At 65.6% G+C, this 16,333-nt stretch carries 16 protein-coding genes; 11 read left to right on the forward strand and 5 right to left on the reverse strand.

Annotation, left to right across the window (positions count from 1 at the left end; translation table 11 throughout):
• Window positions 1–119: 119 nt before the first annotated feature.
• A complete protein-coding gene (locus tag ACNFIC_RS22855) occupies window positions 120–599 on the forward strand; it encodes an NYN domain-containing protein (RefSeq protein ID WP_138221426.1) in 480 nt (159 codons plus the stop codon).
• 4 nt (window positions 600–603) lie between these two features.
• On the opposite strand, the gene ACNFIC_RS22860 is transcribed toward ACNFIC_RS22855, so the two are convergent.
• A complete protein-coding gene (locus ACNFIC_RS22860) occupies window positions 604–1,071 on the reverse strand; it encodes an Lrp/AsnC family transcriptional regulator (RefSeq protein ID WP_138221427.1) in 468 nt (155 codons plus the stop codon).
• Between the two features lie 155 nt (window positions 1,072–1,226).
• Here ACNFIC_RS22860 and yedA point away from each other — a divergent pair, with 155 nt between their 5' ends.
• Together yedA and ACNFIC_RS22870 are read left to right on the forward strand one after the other, a co-directional pair.
• Window positions 1,227–2,123 (forward strand): drug/metabolite exporter YedA, encoded by an 897-nt coding sequence (gene yedA / locus ACNFIC_RS22865; RefSeq protein ID WP_138221428.1) that lies wholly within the window; start codon window positions 1,227–1,229, stop codon window positions 2,121–2,123.
• Between the two features lie 78 nt (window positions 2,124–2,201).
• The gene (locus ACNFIC_RS22870; RefSeq protein ID WP_416782128.1) at window positions 2,202–3,527 is read left to right on the forward strand and encodes a DEAD/DEAH box helicase; all 1,326 of its coding nucleotides are present in this window, start codon (window positions 2,202–2,204) and stop codon (window positions 3,525–3,527) included.
• 116 nt (window positions 3,528–3,643) lie between these two features.
• Here the strand turns inward: ACNFIC_RS22870 and ACNFIC_RS22875 are convergent, their stop codons facing one another.
• The 3 genes from ACNFIC_RS22875 to ACNFIC_RS22885 form a co-directional block, all read right to left on the reverse strand.
• Window positions 3,644–4,918: a TIGR03862 family flavoprotein gene (locus ACNFIC_RS22875; RefSeq protein WP_416782130.1), complete on the reverse strand. Its 1,275-nt coding sequence runs from the start codon at window positions 4,916–4,918 to the stop codon at window positions 3,644–3,646.
• Window positions 4,919–5,034: 116 nt separating this feature from the next.
• A complete protein-coding gene (locus ACNFIC_RS22880) occupies window positions 5,035–5,949 on the reverse strand; it encodes a histone deacetylase (RefSeq protein WP_138221671.1) in 915 nt (304 codons plus the stop codon).
• A gap of 177 nt (window positions 5,950–6,126) precedes the next feature.
• On the reverse strand, window positions 6,127–6,813 hold the full coding sequence (locus ACNFIC_RS22885) for a histidine phosphatase family protein (protein ID WP_416782132.1): 687 nt from the start codon (window positions 6,811–6,813) through the stop codon (window positions 6,127–6,129).
• A 184-nt stretch (window positions 6,814–6,997) separates the two neighbouring features.
• Between ACNFIC_RS22885 and ACNFIC_RS22890 the strand changes: the two genes are divergently transcribed.
• From ACNFIC_RS22890 to ACNFIC_RS22915, 6 genes are all read left to right on the forward strand, one after another.
• Entirely contained in the window at window positions 6,998–7,567 is a 570-nt protein-coding gene (locus ACNFIC_RS22890; RefSeq protein ID WP_416782134.1) for a GNAT family N-acetyltransferase, read from the forward strand.
• 87 nt (window positions 7,568–7,654) lie between these two features.
• Window positions 7,655–8,524, forward strand: coding sequence for an acyl-CoA thioesterase II (tesB, locus tag ACNFIC_RS22895; RefSeq protein ID WP_138221668.1), 870 nt, complete (start codon window positions 7,655–7,657; stop codon window positions 8,522–8,524).
• The gene (locus ACNFIC_RS22900) at window positions 8,521–9,111 is read left to right on the forward strand and encodes an HAD family hydrolase (RefSeq protein ID WP_416782136.1); all 591 of its coding nucleotides are present in this window, start codon (window positions 8,521–8,523) and stop codon (window positions 9,109–9,111) included. The genes tesB and ACNFIC_RS22900 overlap by 4 nt, the downstream gene beginning before the upstream one ends.
• Before the next feature lie 175 nt (window positions 9,112–9,286).
• Complete coding sequence (locus ACNFIC_RS22905; protein WP_138221666.1) at window positions 9,287–10,399, forward strand: ABC transporter substrate-binding protein; 1,113 nt, start codon at window positions 9,287–9,289, stop codon at window positions 10,397–10,399.
• Complete coding sequence (locus tag ACNFIC_RS22910; protein ID WP_416782137.1) at window positions 10,396–11,457, forward strand: FecCD family ABC transporter permease; 1,062 nt, start codon at window positions 10,396–10,398, stop codon at window positions 11,455–11,457. Before ACNFIC_RS22905 ends, ACNFIC_RS22910 begins: the two co-directional genes overlap by 4 nt.
• A complete protein-coding gene (locus ACNFIC_RS22915) occupies window positions 11,454–12,215 on the forward strand; it encodes an ABC transporter ATP-binding protein (protein ID WP_416782139.1) in 762 nt (253 codons plus the stop codon). Before ACNFIC_RS22910 ends, ACNFIC_RS22915 begins: the two co-directional genes overlap by 4 nt.
• 118 nt (window positions 12,216–12,333) lie before the next feature.
• Here the strand turns inward: ACNFIC_RS22915 and ACNFIC_RS22920 are convergent, their stop codons facing one another.
• The gene (locus ACNFIC_RS22920) at window positions 12,334–13,032 is read right to left on the reverse strand and encodes a FadR/GntR family transcriptional regulator (RefSeq protein ID WP_138221663.1); all 699 of its coding nucleotides are present in this window, start codon (window positions 13,030–13,032) and stop codon (window positions 12,334–12,336) included.
• Window positions 13,033–13,289: 257 nt separating this feature from the next.
• Here ACNFIC_RS22920 and ACNFIC_RS22925 point away from each other — a divergent pair, with 257 nt between their 5' ends.
• Together ACNFIC_RS22925 and gudD are read left to right on the forward strand one after the other, a co-directional pair.
• Entirely contained in the window at window positions 13,290–14,642 is a 1,353-nt protein-coding gene (locus ACNFIC_RS22925; RefSeq protein WP_416782140.1) for an MFS transporter, read from the forward strand.
• 19 nt (window positions 14,643–14,661) lie between these two features.
• Complete coding sequence (gene gudD / locus ACNFIC_RS22930; protein ID WP_138221661.1) at window positions 14,662–16,017, forward strand: glucarate dehydratase; 1,356 nt, start codon at window positions 14,662–14,664, stop codon at window positions 16,015–16,017.
• Window positions 16,018–16,333 lie beyond the last annotated feature (316 nt).

The raw sequence follows: 16,333 nt of genomic DNA on the forward strand, positions 1-16,333 counted from the left end.
TGGTACGACTAGTTCTTCGTTGGGCTCTGGATTAGTGGGTGTGTTGGGGGCGGGGCGCCCCGCCCCCTGTTTGGCGGGGGCTGCCCCGCGATTCATTGACCGCCAGACAGGTGCCCAAGGTGAAGAAAATCGCGCTGTTCGCCGATGTGCAGAACCTCTACTACACGGTTCGCCAAGGCCACGGCTGCCATTTCAACTATGCCGCGCTGTGGGCCGAGGTCAGCCGCGCGGGCCAGATCGTCGAGGCCAAGGCCTATGCCATCGATCGGGGTGACGCCAAGCAGCAACAGTTCCAGCAGATCCTGCGCAACCTGGGTTTCGAGGTGTGCCTCAAGCCCTATATCCAGCGCGCCGACGGCTCGGCCAAGGGCGACTGGGACGTGGGCATCACCCTGGATGTGATCGAGGCCGCCGCGCGGGTCGAGCAGATCGTTCTGGCCTCCGGTGACGGCGACTTCGACCTGCTGCTGGAGCGGGCGATGCAGCGTCATGGAGTTGAGACTGTGGTATATGGCGTGCCGGGGCTGACCGCGTTGTCGGTGATTCGCGCGGCCAGCTGCTACGTACCCATCGAGGGCAAGCTGCTGCTGCGCCATTGAGCGCTCAAGGCTTTCTCGCATTGCCCTCCAGATGCCCCAGCGGCACCCGCCGCTGTACCGCGCTGGAGAGCACGATCGAGGTCTTGGTGAAGCCCAGTTGCGCCACCCGATTGATCAACGCCTCCAGTTCCAGCATCGACACCACGGCGGCGCGGATGATCACGCAGGGGTCGCCGGTTACGCGGTGGCATTCGGTGATCTGCGGGATGCTCGCCAACTGGGCATAGGCGTGGTGGGTGTCATGGCTGCCGTGGCTGGCCAGGCGCAGCTCGATCACGCATTGGATCGGCAGGCCGATCTTTTCCAGGTCGATGTTGGCGGTGTAACCGGTGATCACGCCACTGGACTCGAGCTTGGCCACCCGTTCGGCCACCGCCGGGGCCGACAGGTTGACCTGGCGCGCCAGTTGCGCGTAGGTGGCCCGGCCGTTTTCGAGCAGGGCGGCTAGGAGCATGCGGTCGTACTTGTCCATGGTGATTCCTGGTGACTTTGTAATCGATGGCAAACCTGCTGCATAAGCATGCTTTGCAAAGTGTTCGAGTGATTTAAAGCTGTTTTGCAACTTAAGTTTGCGCAGGGGCCTTTCTAAACTAAGCCACCCGTAAACGGATTTCGAGCCCTTCTGCCATGCCTGCCTCCCGTCGCTTCCCGCTGCTGCTCATTGGATCGTTCCTCGCCTTGTACCTGGTGTGGGGTTCGACCTACCTGTTTATCCGCATTGGTGTCGAGTCCTGGCCGCCGATGCTGATGGCCGGGGTGCGCTTCATGATCGCTGGCAGCCTGTTGTACGGCTTCCTGCGCTGGCGCGGGGTCCCGGCACCGACCTGGACGCAATGGCGCGCGGCGGCGGCGATTGGTTTTCTGCTGCTCAGTTGCGGCAATGGCGGTGTAACCCTGGCCGAACATGCTGGCGTCGCCTCGGGCGTGGCGGCGTTGGCGGTCGCCACCGTGCCTCTGTTCACCTTGGTGTTCGGCCTGCTGTTCGGGCATCGCAACTCGCGCCTGGAGTGGGCGGGGATCGTGCTCGGACTGGTCGGCATCGGCCTACTCAACCTGGGTTCCAACTTGCAGGCCAGTCCAATGGGCGCGGCGCTGATCCTGTTCGCCGCAGCGGCCTGGGCCTTCGGCTCGGTGTGGAGCAAAAGTTTGCCGCTGCCCCAGGGGCCGATGGCCAGCGCCGCCGAGATGCTGGCTGGCGGCGCCGCGCTGTTGATCGGCAGCGCCCTGAGCGGCGAACGCATGACCCAAATGCCCACCGCCGCCGGTTGGGGCGCACTGGCCTACCTGGTGTTCTTCGGCTCGATCCTGGCCTTCAGCGCCTACATGTACCTGCTCAAGCACGTGCGCCCGGCGGCGGCCACCAGCTATGCCTACGTCAACCCAGCGGTGGCGGTATTGCTGGGAATTGCCTTCGCCGGTGAGCGGATTGGCGCCGAAGAGTGCATCGCCATGGGGGTGATCATCGGTGCGGTGGTGCTGATCGGCCTGCCGCAATGGCGCAAGGCGCCTGCCGCCGTCAGTTGAGGGTGCGCGCGTCGCGCCCCGGCATGCCGTGCATTGCGGTAAACTTGCTGGCTTCGCTGAACCCCTGACGGTACCACCATGAATTTCGCCAAACTCGGCCTGATCGAACCGCTGCTGCGCACCCTGCAGAAGCTGGACTACACCACCCCCACCCCGATCCAGGCCAAGGCCATCCCTGCCGTGCTTGCAGGCCGCGACCTGATGGCCGCAGCCCAGACCGGCACTGGCAAGACTGCCGGCTTCGCCTTGCCGGTGCTGCAACGCCTGGTGCTGGAGGGCGAGAAGGTCGCCAGTAACTCGGTGCGTGCGCTGGTGCTGGTGCCCACCCGGGAGTTGGCCGAGCAGGTGCACGCCAATGTGCGCGAGTACGCCGAGGACCTGCCGCTGTCGACCTATGCGGTGTATGGCGGTGTCAGCATCAATCCGCAGATGATGCGCCTGCGTCGTGGCGTGGATGTGTTGGTGGCCACTCCAGGGCGCTTGCTCGATCTGTTCCGCCAGAACGCCATCAAGTTCGGCCAGGTTCAGACCCTGGTGCTCGACGAAGCCGACCGCATGCTTGACCTGGGTTTTGCCGAAGAGCTGCAGGCGGTGTACGCGGCGCTACCGCGCAAGCGCCAGACGCTGCTGTTCTCGGCCACGTTCTCCGAGCAGATCCGCCTGCTCGCGGGGCTGGCGCTGAACGATCCGCTGAGCATCGAAGTGAGCCCGCGCAACACCACCGCGACCACGGTCAAGCAGTGGCTGGTGCCGGTGGACAAGAAGCGCAAGGCCGACCTGTTCTGCCATTTGTTGCGCAAGCAGCGCTGGAAGCAGGTGCTGGTGTTCGCCAAGACCCGCAATGGCGTGGACCAGTTGGTCGAACGCCTGCTCAGCGAGGGCATCAACGCCGATGGCATCCACGGCGATCGGCCACAGGCCACGCGCCAGCGTGCCCTGGACAGCTTCAAGGCCCGCGAGATCCAGGTGCTGGTGGCCACCGACGTGGCCGCGCGCGGCCTGGATATCGACGACCTGCCGCTGGTGGTCAACCTCGATCTGCCAATCGTCGCCGAAGACTACGTGCACCGCATTGGCCGCACGGGCCGGGCCGGCAACAAGGGCGAGGCGATCTCGCTGGTGTGCGCTGACGAGGTGAACCTGCTGGCGTCGATCGAGACGCTGATTCGCCAACAGTTGCCGCGCCATGAAGAGCCGGATTTCATCCCCGATCATCGGGTGCCGATGATCGATGCCAGCGGGCAGGTGGTAAAGAAGCCGAAGAAACCGAAAAAGCCCAAGGAGAACAGCGCCAAGCGCGGTCTGGGGCGTTGGATGGACAGCAGCGAATCGGCGGCGCCAGCGGTCAAGGCCGTACGCAAGGTGCCGAGCTTTGGCGGCAAGCCGGCCAAGCGCAAGCCGTAAAAGCCAAGACGCGTCCCCTTAGGTCAACACGGTGCCTGGCACGGGCTTCGCCCGTGTTTCGCGGTGGTCCGGCACTCCGGCAAGCCCGCTTCCACAGGGCTATGCAACGCCTGAACCTAACGGGTGCGGGTCAGCCAGTCTGCCGCAGCTTGGCCAGCTTTCAAGCCGCTGGCAAAGCACGCCGTCAGCAAATAACCCCCGGTCGGCGCCTCCCAGTCGAGCATCTCGCCGGCGCAGAACACCCCCGGCATCCCGCGTAGCATCAACCCCTCGTCCAGCCCCTCGAAACGCACCCCACCGGCACTGCTGATCGCCTCGTCCAACGGCCGTGCGCGCACCAGCTCGATTGGCATGGCCTTGATCGCGGCCGCCAGGCGCGCAGGGTCGGCGAACGTCGCTGGGTCGGTCAATTCGCGCAGCAGCGCGGCCTTGACGCCGTCGAGGCCCAGTTGGCCTTGCAGGTGCTTGGCCATCGAGCGTGACCCCCGGGGCTTGGCCAGGGCTTGGACGATGTTGTCCACAGGCCGGTCAGGCAACAGGTCGAGCAGCAGGGTGGCGCGTGCGTCGCGGTTGATCGCCTCGCGCAGCGCCGCCGACCAGGCATACACCAAGCTGCCTTCCACGCCTTGGGCGGTAAGGATGAATTCACCCTTGCGCGGCGTAGCGCCGGGCACGCTCAGGGCTATGTTCTTCACTGGCGCGCCGGCAAACTTGTCCTTGAGCAGCGTGCTCCAACCTTGCACCTCGAAGCCACAGTTACTGGCCTGCAATGGCGAGATATCCACACCCTGCGTGCCCAGCAGTGGCACCCAGGCGCCGTCCGAGCCCAGGCGCGCCCAGCTGCCGCCGCCCAGGGCCAGGATCACGGCGCTGGCCGCGACGCGCTGTTCGCCCTGTGGATAAGTGATCCGCAAGGTCCCGTCGGCGTTCCAGCCCTGCCAGCGGTGACGGGTGTGGATAACCACGCCGGCCTCACGCAGGCGCTTGAGCCAGGCGCGCAACAGTGGCGCGGCCTTCATGTCGCGGGGGAATACCCGACCGGAGGTGCCGACGAAGGTTTCGATGCCCAGGCCGTGAATCCACTGGCGCAGGGCGTCGGCATCGAAGCCTTGCAACAGCGCGTGGATCTCGCCCTGGCGCTGGCCGTAGCGGGCCACGAACGCGGGGTAGGGCTCGGCGTGAGTGATGTTCATGCCGCCGACCCCGGCCAACAGAAACTTGCGGCCCACCGATGGCATGGCGTCGAATACCTCCACGGCCACCCCGCGCTGTGCCAGGGCCTCGGCTGCCATCAGACCGGCGGGGCCGCCACCGATCACGGCAACGGGAGGGCGAGCAGGGGAGCGGGAATCGGTCATGGTGGGCAGCAGGCTGTGGAAAAGGTCGCGCATTCTACCCCAGCGCGGCACCTGGAAACACTGTGCAAAAAATAACCAGGTTCTTGCAGGTCAGGCCGTTAAAGGGCTGGAGCGGCTTTCCCGCAGGTTATCCACAGGCGGTTCCACAGTCATTGTGCACAACCGAGCACCTTGGCGGCGCTGTGGTGCAGGATGCCGTGGCGCCGGGCCAGTGCCACGCGGTCCTTGCTGTAGCCGCCACCGATCACGCCGACCACCGGGATGTCCCGGCCCAGACATTGGCGCAGTACATGCTCGTCGCGGGCGGCCAGGCCCTCATCGGTCAGTTGCAGGTAGCCGAGAGCATCGTCCTTGTGTACATCGACGCCGGCGTCGTAAAGCACCAGGTCCGGCTGGTACAGCGGCAGCAGGTAGTTCAGCGCGTCTTCGACCACCTTGAGGTAGGCCGCGTCATGCATGCCGCGGGGCAGGGGGATGTCCCAGTCGCTCTGCGCCTTGCGCGCCGGGAAGTTCTGCTCGCAGTGCAGCGATACGGTGATCGCCTCCGGCGTGTCGTGCAGGATGCGTGCGGTGCCGTCGCCTTGGTGCACGTCGCAGTCGAAGATCAGTACCCGTTGCACCCGACCGGCTTCAAGCAGGTAGCGGCTGATCACCGCCAGGTCGTTGAAGATGCAGAAGCCGGCTGGGTGATCGTAATGGGCATGGTGGGTGCCGCCGGCCAAGTGACAGGCGATGCCATCGCGCAGTGCCATTTCTGCGCTCAGCAGCGAGCCGCCGACGGCGCGCACCGTGCGCCGGGCCAGCGCCTCGCTCCAGGGTAGGCCCAGCCGGCGCTGGTCCTCGCGGGACAGTTCGCCGTGCATGTAGCGCTCGATGTAGTCGCGGTCGTGGGCCAGGGCGAGGATGTCGTTGGGACAGATCTCGGGGCGCAGCAGCGCCGCGTCGGTGGTTAGCCCGCTGTCCACCAGGTAGTCGCGCAGCAGACGGAACTTGTCCATCGGGAAGCGGTGGTCGGGCGGGAACTCGGGGCTGTAGTCGTCGTGGTAGATCAGCGGCAGGGGCATGGCGAGGTCTTGGTGAGGGCCTGCGCCGATTATGCCAGCTGTGCTGGGCCTGTCTTCCCCTGTGGACGCGGCTTTAGCCACGAAGCAAGCGACGCGGTGGATGGAACCGGCTGCGCCGGTGTTCGCGGGGCAAGCCCGCTCCTGAAAAAGCCCGCTTAGTCAGTGGCATCGCTTGGATCATTGCGCGGTCGATGCCAGCACTCGCTGCCATTGCGGCTCGTTCATGCGCCCGAGGATGCGTGCCTTGCCGTTGCCGTCCACCGACACGAACAGCGCGCTGGCGTAGTCGCTGGCACGCTCGCCCCCCGGCACCCGCTGCTGGCGCTGGAAAAAGTCGATGCAGCCGTTGTGGGTCACCAGTACCAGATTGTGCCCAGGGCGTTTGTGCGCCAGGGCCTCGGTGGCGAACTGCGGATCACAGGTCTTCAGCCAGTCCTGGCTCGCTGCCTCCTGGCCGAGCAAGAAGTGCGCGGTCTGCCGGGTGCGCAGGCGTGGGCTGCTGAATACATCGGTTTCGGCCACCCCCAGGCGCTGCAAGCCCAGGCCCACCCGCGCGGCGGCTTCGCTGCCTGCCACGGTGATGCCGCTCTTGTCGCCCAGGCACGGCCCGGGTGCGCTGTCGCAGCGTTCGGCATGCCGAATCATGACCAGCACGGCACCGTCCTTCCAGGCTTGTAGCAGGCCGCTTTTGCTCAACTGTTGTTCATTGCCAAGGTCCACGATGTGAGTCCTCGTCGCTAGCCAGACGGCCAACGCGGCCAGCACGATCAGCACGCCAAGGGCGACGCTGCGCATCCGGCGCGAAGTGCGGCGTCGCTGGGGGCGGGCCTGGCGGGCCAGGTTGTCCAGGGTGTTGGAAAACATGTGTCACTCCGATGGCAGTGCGGCGTCGACGTATGGCCGCTGTGTTTGCCGGCATTCTCGGCAGGTGCCCGTCGGAGGGCGGTGAAACCGATGTGAAAAAAGCATCAGCGCCTGACACGCGACGGTGAAATTTCCTTCATGGGCCTACGCTGTAGACTGGAAGACCGCCCATTCGGAGCCCGTGATGACCCCGATCCTCCACCTGGAAAGTGCGCGCCTGGTGCTGCGTCAGTGGCATGACGACGACCTGCGCGAGTTCGCCGCGCTGTGCGCCGACCCACAGGTGATGCGCTATTTCCCCGCGCCCATGACGCGCCTGGAGACTGCCGCGCTGATGGGCCGTATCCGCGGCCATTTCAATGAATTCGGCTACGGCCTGTGGGCCCTGGAGCGCAAGGACAGCGGGGCGTTCATCGGCATGACCGGGCTGCTCAAGGTCAACTTCGACGTACCCTTCGCACCGGCAGTGGAGATCGGCTGGCGCCTGGCCCGGCGCCACTGGGGGTTGGGTTTTGCCAGCGAGGCGGCGTGGACCTGCCTGCGTTGTGCGTTCGCCCAGTTGCGCTTGGAGGAGGTGGTGTCGTTCACCGCCGAAGGCAATTTGCCTTCGCAGAAGGTCATGCAGGCCATCGGCATGCAGCAGGATGTCGAGGGCAGCTTCGAGCACCCCAACCTGGCGCAAGGCCATCCCCTGCGCCGCCATGTGCTGTACCGCATCGACCGCCCACGCTGGGAAAGCACCCTGCGCGGATGACCGGTATGCCCCTGGACGGCGACGCTGACAAACCCTGTATCATCTGCCGGCATCACCGCGCGTATTGCCTTGCCAGGAGAAGCTTTCATGAGTCATGTGCTGGACGACCTCGTCGACCTGTTGAGCCTCGAACCGATTGAGGAAAACCTGTTCCGTGGCCGCAGCCAAGACCTGGGTTTCCGCCAGTTGTACGGCGGCCAGGTGCTTGGCCAGTCGCTGTCGGCGGCCAGCCAGACGGTCGAAGACGCCCGCCACGTACATTCGCTGCACGGCTACTTCCTGCGCCCGGGCGATGCCAGCATGCCGGTGGTCTACTCGGTGGACCGCGTGCGTGATGGCGGCAGTTTCAGCACCCGGCGCGTCACGGCGATCCAGAAAGGCCAGCCGATCTTCACTTGCAGCGCGTCGTTCCAGTACGACGAACAAGGCTACGAGCATCAGGTGCCGATGCCTGCGGTGGTGGGCCCGGAAAACCTGCCCAGCGAAGTGGAACTGGCGCGCGCGATGGCCGACAAGCTGCCCGAGCGCATCCGCGACAAGGTGCTGTGCGCCAAGCCCATCGAAATCCGCCCGGTGACCGAACGTGACCCGTTCGACCCCAAGCCGGGCGATCCGGTCAAGTACGTGTGGTTCCGCGCCGACGGCAACCTCGCGGACATTCCGGCGCTGCACAAGTACCTGCTGGCCTATGCCTCGGACTTCGGCCTGCTGACCACCTCGCTGCTGCCGCACGGCAAGTCGGTGTGGCAGAAGGACATGCAGGTCGCCAGCCTCGACCACGCGCTGTGGTTCCACCGCGACCTGCGCGCCGACGACTGGCTGCTGTATGCCACCGACAGCCCGTGGGCCGGCAACGCACGTGGTTTCTGCCGTGGCAGCATCTTCAATCGCGCCGGCCAGTTGGTCGCCTCGTCGACCCAGGAAGGGCTGATCCGCCACCGCAAGGACTGGGCATGAACCTCGCCGCGATCCGCCATTGGGTGTTCGACATGGACGGCACCCTGACCGTGGCCGTGCATGATTTTGCCGCCATCCGCCGTGCGCTGGAGATCCCCGCCGAGGACGATATCCTCACCCATCTGGCGGCGTTGCCGGTGGATGAGGCGGCGGCCAAGCATGCGTGGCTGCTGGAGCATGAGCGCGACCTGGCGCTTGCCTCGCAGGCGGCCGTAGGGGCGGTGGAACTGGTGCGCGAACTGGCGGCGCGCGGTTGCCAACTGGCGATCCTGACGCGCAATGCCCGCGAGCTGGCGCACGTCACCCTGCAGGCCATCGGCCTGGCCGATTGCTTCGCGCAGGCGCAGGTGCTCGGGCGCGACGAAGCGGCGCCGAAACCGAACCCCGATGGGCTGTTGCAAATCGCCCAGGCGTGGGGGGTGAGCCCGAGTGACATGGTGATGGTCGGCGACTACCGCTTCGACCTCGACTGCGGGCGGGCTGCTGGTGCGCGTACCGTACTGGTGAACCTGCCGGACAACCCCTGGCCGGAGCTGACCGACTGGCATGCGGCCGATTGTCGGGCGCTCAGGGCGCTGCTCGGCTGAGGCCGACAGCGCGGCCTGGCGGTCGCATGGCGTTGCGCCGTGCGTGCGCGCGCAAGATGAAAGCTTGTAATGGTTTGTGCCCGGCGTGTGACATTTGCGCACACAGCCAGGGGAGGGCGGTTGACTAAAATGCCGCGGTCAAATGCGACCAATTCTCTTCCAGAGGATACCCCCCATGTTCACCATTACCCGATCCTGGCGGCGCTTGGCTGCCTTGCTGTTGTTGGGCGCCTGGCTGGGCTTCGCGCCAAGTGCTGGCGCCGTCGAAGTCACCGATGTGCTCGGGCGCAAGGTCGAGATGGACCACGCCCCGCAGCGCATCGTGCTCGGCGAGGGCCGGCTGTTCTTCGCCCTGGCGCTGCTCGACCGCGACAACCCGTTCCAGCGCGTGGTTGGCTGGCAGAACGACATGCGTCTGCTCGACCCACACACCTACTCGGTCTACGCCAAGCGTTATCCACAGGTCAGCCAGTTGCCGCTGATCGGCCAGGCCTCCGAGCAGAGCGTCAGCGCCGAGCAGATCCTGGCCCTCAAGCCGGACCTGGCGATCTTCAGCATCGCCGGTGAAGGCCCGACCCAGCACAGCCCGGTGGCCGACTTGCTGGCCAAGGCCGGGGTGCCGGTGTTGTTCATCGATTTCCGTGTGCACCCAATCGAAAACACCCGGGTGAGCATGCGCGCATTGGGCCAGTTGCTCGGGCGTGAGCAGCAGGCCGAGCAGTACCTGAGCCTGTATGACCAGCACCTCAAGCGCGTCACCGACCAGGTGGCAGGGCTGCCCGATAGCCAGCGGCCGAAGGTCTTCCTCGAACTGTTGGCGGGTGTCTGGCAGGCGCCGGGGCATACCACCGGCAAGAGCGGGTTGGGCAGTGTGGTGACGGCAGTGGGCGGGCATAACATTGGTGCCGACGTGGTGCCGGGGGCGTTGGGCGATGTGAGCGTGGAGTACGTACTCAAGGCCGATCCGGACGTGTACATCGCCACCGGCAACCGCGCACCGGGCGTGCTGTTGGGGGCTGGCGTGTCGCAGGACACTGCGCGCCAGAGCCTGGCGAAAATCACCGCGCGGCCAGAGTTCGCGCCGCTGCGGCCGATCCAGGCTGGCCAGGCCCATGGCCTGTGGCATGACTTCTACAATTCGCCGTTCAACATACTGGCCATCGAAGCCATGGCGCGCTGGGTACATCCTGAGCGCTTCAAGGACCTCGATCCGCAGGCGACCATGGTCCAGATCAACCAGATGCTCAACGTTGGCCTGGATGGCCAGTACTGGGTCGATGCCCAGTGACCGCCCTGGTTCAGGACGGCGCCGCCGTCGCTGCCTGGCGCTACCGGCGCCTGCTGTGGCGCCGTGCGCTGTTGGTCATGGGGCTGGCGGCGGCGTTGCTGCTGTCGGTGCTCGGCGACCTGGCCAGCGGTGCCTCGGGCATGGGGCTTGGCCAATTGCTGCATGGCGTGTTCGACCCCACGGCGCTGAGTGCTACCGAGCGGGTGATCATCTGGAACGTGCGCCTGCCCTATGCGCTGATGGCGGTGCTGGTGGGCGCTGCGCTGGCCCTGGCTGGCGCCGAGATGCAGGCGATCCTCGACAATCCCCTTGCCAGCCCGTTCACCCTTGGGGTGTCGTCGGCGGCGGCGCTGGGCGCGTCGTTGGCCATCGCCTATCCGTTGGGTTTGGCGTGGCTGGCGCCAAGCGTGCAGGTGACGGTGATGGCGTTTGCGTTCGCCTGCCTGTCGGTGGTGCTGTTGCAGGCCATGGCGCGTTTGCGCGGGGCTGGTGTGGAAAGCCTGGTGTTGTTCGGCATCGCCCTGGTGTTCAGTTGCAACGCGGCAGTGTCGTTGTTGCAACTGCTGGCCACCGAGGATGTGCTGCAACAGTTGGTGTTCTGGACCCTGGGCAGCCTGGCCCGTGCAGATTGGAACAAGCTGACGATTCTGGCTTGCGTGCTGGCGTTGCTGTTGCCTTTCTCGCTGCGCGCTGCGCCGGCGATGACCTTGCTGCGCATGGGCGAGGAGCGGGCGCGCAGTTTTGGCGTGGACACCCGGCGCTTGCGCCTGGCTTCGCTGCTGCGTATCAGCCTGCTGTCGGCCACGGCGGTAGCGTTTGTCGGCACCATTGGCTTCGTCGGCCTGGTTGGTCCGCATATCGCGCGCCTGCTGGTGGGTGAGGACCAGCGCTTCCTGTTGCCGGCCAGCGCCTTGGTCGGCGCGTTGCTGCTGTCGTTGTCGTCGATTGCCAGCAAGTTGATCCTGCCTGGGGTGATCGTACCGGTGGGAATAGTCACCGCGCTGGTCGGCGTGCCGGTGTTCGTGGTGCTGGTGTTCCGGCGGGGGAGAAACCTGTGAGCCTGTTGATCGAGCGACTGTCGGTGGCCTATGGCAAGCGGCGGATCATTCATGAGGTGAGCCTGCCGAGCTTGCCGGCCGGCAGCCTGGTGGCGCTGGTGGGCCCCAACGGTGCTGGCAAGTCGACCTTGCTGCGTGCGTTGGCGGGGCTTGAGCGCATGCACGGCAGCGTGACCCTGGATGGCGAGGATGTCACCCGGCTGGGCTTTGCCGAGCGCTCCCGGCGCCTGGCCTACATGCCCCAGCAATTGCCGCCGGGCCTTGCCCTCGGCGTGCTGGAAAGCATCATCGTCGGGCTGCGCGTGGCGGGTGTGGACAACCCCTTGGGTGTTGCCTTCGAGGCACTGCGGCGGCTGGGTATCGAGCACTTGGCCGAGCAGCCGTTGGGGAGCCTGTCGGGTGGGCAGCGCCAGTTGGTGGCATTGGCCCAGTTGCTGGCGCGTAATCCGCGGGTGCTGCTGCTGGACGAGCCCACCAGCGCGCTGGACCTGCACTATCAACTGCGGGTGATGGATGCCGTGCGCGAGCGTGCCGTGGCCCATCGGTTGCTGGCGGTGGCGGTCCTGCACGATATCAACCTGGCGGCCAGCCAAGCTGACTGGCTGGTGGTGCTGAGCAAGGGGAGGGTGGTCGCCAGTGGGGCGCCGGAGCAGGTGCTGGTGCCTGGGTTGCTGGCCGAGGTGTATGGCGTCGAGGCGCGGGTGGAGCGTTGTTCGCAGGGGCGTTTGCAAGTGCTGGTGGATCGGGCGTTGGCGTGACTGTCTGCTGGCAGTGCGTCCAGGGGATTTGCGTGTCATGCACGATCGCCGGAGCCCTGTAGGAGCGGCCTTGTGTCGCGAAAGGGCCGCTCCTACAGGGGGGCGTGTTGGCGGGGGCTCAGTCGGGTACCAAACGGTCGCGGCTGTTCGACAGGTGCAGGCAGATCGCTGCGCGGGCGGCATCCGGGTCCTGGCGACGGATGGCGTTGAGGATCGCCTCGTGCTCCAGGTTGGCCAGGTACGCCTGCCGGGCCAGCCTGGCGCCGCTGCGCTCGGCCAGGGCCAGGCGGTTGCGTGGGATCAGGCCGTTGCCGAGCTGGCCCATCATTTCACTGAAATACAGATTACCGGTGGCCTCTGCGATTAGCAGGTGAAAGCGCCGGTCGGCTTCGATGCAGCTGTCGCCTGCGGCGGCCAGGTCCTGATAGTCGTCCAATGCCTGGCGCATGCGTGCCAGGTGATCGTCGCTGCGACGTACCGCCGCCAGCGCAGCCGCCTGGCCTTCCAGGCCGATACGCAGCTCCAGCAACTCGCGCACGCTCGCCGCGTTTTCAGCACCCACCCTCAGCCCGGCCTGGGTCTGGCGTTCGATCACGAAAGTGCCGATGCCGTGGCGCGGCTCAACCAAACCCGAAGCCTGCAACTTGGACAGCGCCTCGCGGACCACGGTGCGACTCACGCCATGTTCGCGCACCAAGGTGTTTTCCGAGGGCAGGCGATCACCGGCCTGGAAGGTGCCCAACAAGATCTGCTGGGTCAGGCTGGAGACCAGATCGTGCGCGCGGCTGTGGCTGCGCTTGCGGGTAGGCTCGGTCATGCGGGTTCTCTGCGATTTGTACTTGTATGACAAGTTAGCGCATCAAAGTTTTTTTTGCCGGTTTTTTCCATGCGGCTAGATATGTTGGTCTGCTTGTTATCGTGAATATCGCGTATTTTTAGCGTTTTATAAGCTTGTATTTTGTCTTTTAGCCGACATTTATGCTCTTGTCGTACAACTTCGGCAAGCCTATGCTCTGTCCCACTGCCCTGTCAGACAACCGACCCGCACAAAAACAATTAGTGGGAGATCCACCTGTGAACGACACCCTCGATCCGTCTACCCGGACCGACGGCGACGCGCTTGCCAGCGCGGTGGCCAAGGTCAAGCGGCATGTCCTGCCGCTGTTCGTCATCATGTTCATCGTCAACTACCTCGACCGCGTCAATATCGGCTTCGTGCGCCCGCACCTGGAAAGCGACCTGGGCATCAGCGCGGCCGCCTACGGTTTTGGCGCTGGCTTGTTCTTCATCGGTTACGCGCTGTTCGAAGTGCCCTCGAACATGCTCTTGCAGCGCGTCGGTGCGCGTCTGTGGCTGACCCGCATCATGTTCACCTGGGGCTTGGTGGCTACCGCCATGGCTTTCGTGCAGAACGAAACCCAGTTCTATGTGCTGCGCTTCCTGCTCGGCGTTGCTGAGGCCGGCTTCTTCCCCGGTGTGATCTACTACTTCACCCGCTGGCTGCCTGGTGCTGAGCGTGGCAAGGCAATCGCCATCTTCCTTAGCGGTTCGGCCGTGGCCTCGCTGATTTCCGGGCCGCTGGCCGGGGCGCTGATGCAGATCCAGGGCATGGGCCTGCACGGCTGGCAGTGGATGCTGTTCGTCGAAGGCATGGCCTCGGTGGTGCTGTGCTTCTTCGTGTTCTTCTGGCTCGACTCCAAGCCGCAGGACGCCAAGTGGCTGACCCAGGCCGAGCAGGACGCGCTGGTCGCGACCATCGACCGCGAACAGCGTGAGCGCGAAGCGGTGGGGGCGGTCAAAGTGTCGTCCTGGAGCCTGCTCAAGGACCGCCAGATCCTGCTGTTCTGCCTGATCTACTTCTGCATTCAACTGACCATCTACGCCGCCACCTTCTGGCTGCCGAGCATCATCAAGCGCATGGGCGACCTGAGCGACTTGCAGGTGGGCTTCTTCAACTCGATCCCGTGGCTGATCTCGATCATCGCCATGTATGCCTTCGCGGCCGGTTCGGCACGCTGGAAATTCCAGCAGGCCTGGGTGGCCGGTGCGCTGGTGGTCGCGGCGATCGGCATGTTCATGTCCACCACGGGCGGGCCGGTGTTCGCCTTCGTCGCCGTGTGCTTCGCTGCCATCGGCTTCAAGTCGGCCTCGTCGCTGTTCTGGCCGATTCCGCAGGGCTACCTGGATGCGCGCATCGCGGCTGCGGTGATTGCGTTGATCAACTCCATCGGCAACCTCGGCGGTTTCGTCGCCCCCACCACCTTCGGCTTGCTCGAACAGCAGACCGGTTCGATCCAGGGCGGCCTGTACGGCCTGGCAGTGACCTCGGTGCTGGCGGCAATCGCGGTGTTCTTCGTGCGCACCCGCCCCAAAAGCGCGCCTGCTTCCGACCTCAAGGCCGCCTCGGCCTTGGGCCAGACCCACTGATGACTGCGAGACAACAATCATGAACATGCAGACAACCCCCAGCGTTCACGCCTCAACCCCGGTGGTCACCGACCTGCGGGTGATCCCGGTGGCCGGCCACGACAGCATGCTGCTCAACCTCAGTGGCGCGCATGGCCCGTACTTCACGCGTAACGTCGTGGTGCTGCGCGACAGTGCCGGCAACACCGGTCTTGGCGAGGTGCCGGGCGGCGAAAAGATCCGCCAGACCCTCGAAGACGCCCGCAGCCTGGTGGTCGGCCAGCCGATCGGCCACTACCAGCGCGTGCTCAACGCCATGCGCCAGACCTTCGCCAATCGCGACTCGGCCGGGCGTGGCCTGCAGACCTTCGACCTGCGCATCACCGTGCACGCGGTGACCGCCATCGAATCGGCCCTGCTCGACCTGCTCGGCCAGCACCTGAACGTGCCCATGGCGGCGCTGTTGGGCGAAGGTCAGCAGCGCGACGCGGTGAAGATGCTCGGTTACCTGTTCTACATCGGCGACCGTCAGCAGACCAACCTGGCCTATCGCAATGAAGCGGACGCGGACGATGACTGGTTCCGCCTGCGCCACGAAAAGGCCCTGACCCCCGAGGCGGTGGTGCGCCTGGCCGAGGCGGCCAAGCAGCGTTATGGCTTCAGCGACTTCAAGCTCAAGGGCGGCGTGCTGCGCGGTGAAGAGGAAATGGAGGCGGTGACTGCGCTGGCCGAGCGCTTCCCCGAGGCGCGCATCACCCTCGATCCCAATGGGGCCTGGTCGCTGAAAGAGGCCATCGCCCTGTGCCGCGACAAGCATGCTGTCCTGGCCTATGCCGAAGATCCATGTGGCGCCGAGAACGGCTATTCGGGGCGTGAAGTGATGGCCGAGTTCCGCCGTGCCACCGGCCTGCCGACCGCCACCAACATGATCGCCACCGACTGGCGGCAGATGGGCCATGCAATCCAGTTGCAGTCGGTGGACATCCCGCTGGCTGACCCGCACTTCTGGACCTTGCAGGGGTCGGTGCGGGTGGCGCAGATGTGCAACGACTGGGGCCTGACCTGGGGTTCGCATTCGAACAACCACTTCGACATTTCGCTGGCGATGTTCACCCAGGTGGCTGCTGCGGCGCCGGGCGAGATCACCGCCATCGACACCCACTGGATCTGGCAGGACGGCCAGCGCCTGACCCGCGACCCGCTGCGTATCGTCGACGGCCACGTACGCGTGCCGCAGCGGCCGGGGCTGGGGGTCGAGCTGGATGAAGACCAACTGGCCAAGGCGCATGAGTGCTACCGCAACATGGGGCTGGGCGCGCGCGATGACAGCGTGGCGATGCAGTTCCTGATTCCGGGGTGGACGTTCGATAACAAGAAGCCTTGCCTGGTGCGCTGAGCAGACCTGTAGGAGCGGCCTTGTGTCGCGGCGGGCTGCGCAGCAGCCCCAGGATCTTGGCATCATGCGAGATTGCCGGGGGCTGCTGCGCAGCCCTTTCGCGGCACGAGGTCGCTCTCATAGAACTACACATAACTTGTTGATTTAGAAGGAATCTGTGGGAGCGGGCTTGCCCGCGAACACCGGCAAAGCCGGTGCCATCCACCGAGTCGCCTGCTTCGCGGGCAAGTCGGGGCGCCGAACCGCCGCTCCCACAGGGTACGCGGAGCGCTTGCGAAATCAGTTCTCTGCGCGACAGCGCAGCCCAAAGGGCTGG

The sequence above is a fragment of the Pseudomonas sp. NY15463 genome (genome assembly GCF_048068415.1).
Classification (GTDB): Bacteria; Pseudomonadota; Gammaproteobacteria; order Pseudomonadales; family Pseudomonadaceae; genus Aquipseudomonas; species Aquipseudomonas mosselii_C.

Bases quoted from the DNA above. Each gene is read 5' to 3' on its own strand.
- ACNFIC_RS22860 (WP_138221427.1), bottom strand. From the start codon at position 1,071: ATGGACAAGTACGACCGCATGCTCCTAGCCGCCCTGCTCGAAAACGGC.
- yedA (WP_138221428.1), top strand. From the start codon at position 1,227: ATGCCTGCCTCCCGTCGCTTCCCGCTGCTGCTCATTGGATCGTTCCTC.
- ACNFIC_RS22870 (WP_416782128.1), top strand. From the start codon at position 2,202: ATGAATTTCGCCAAACTCGGCCTGATCGAACCGCTGCTGCGCACCCTG.
- ACNFIC_RS22875 (WP_416782130.1), bottom strand. From the start codon at position 4,918: ATGCGCGACCTTTTCCACAGCCTGCTGCCCACCATGACCGATTCCCGC.
- ACNFIC_RS22880 (WP_138221671.1), bottom strand. From the start codon at position 5,949: ATGCCCCTGCCGCTGATCTACCACGACGACTACAGCCCCGAGTTCCCG.
- ACNFIC_RS22885 (WP_416782132.1), bottom strand. From the start codon at position 6,813: ATGTTTTCCAACACCCTGGACAACCTGGCCCGCCAGGCCCGCCCCCAG.
- ACNFIC_RS22890 (WP_416782134.1), top strand. From the start codon at position 6,998: ATGACCCCGATCCTCCACCTGGAAAGTGCGCGCCTGGTGCTGCGTCAG.
- tesB (WP_138221668.1), top strand. From the start codon at position 7,655: ATGAGTCATGTGCTGGACGACCTCGTCGACCTGTTGAGCCTCGAACCG.
- ACNFIC_RS22900 (WP_416782136.1), top strand. From the start codon at position 8,521: ATGAACCTCGCCGCGATCCGCCATTGGGTGTTCGACATGGACGGCACC.
- ACNFIC_RS22905 (WP_138221666.1), top strand. From the start codon at position 9,287: ATGTTCACCATTACCCGATCCTGGCGGCGCTTGGCTGCCTTGCTGTTG.
- ACNFIC_RS22920 (WP_138221663.1), bottom strand. From the start codon at position 13,032: ATGACCGAGCCTACCCGCAAGCGCAGCCACAGCCGCGCGCACGATCTG.
- gudD (WP_138221661.1), top strand. From the start codon at position 14,662: ATGAACATGCAGACAACCCCCAGCGTTCACGCCTCAACCCCGGTGGTC.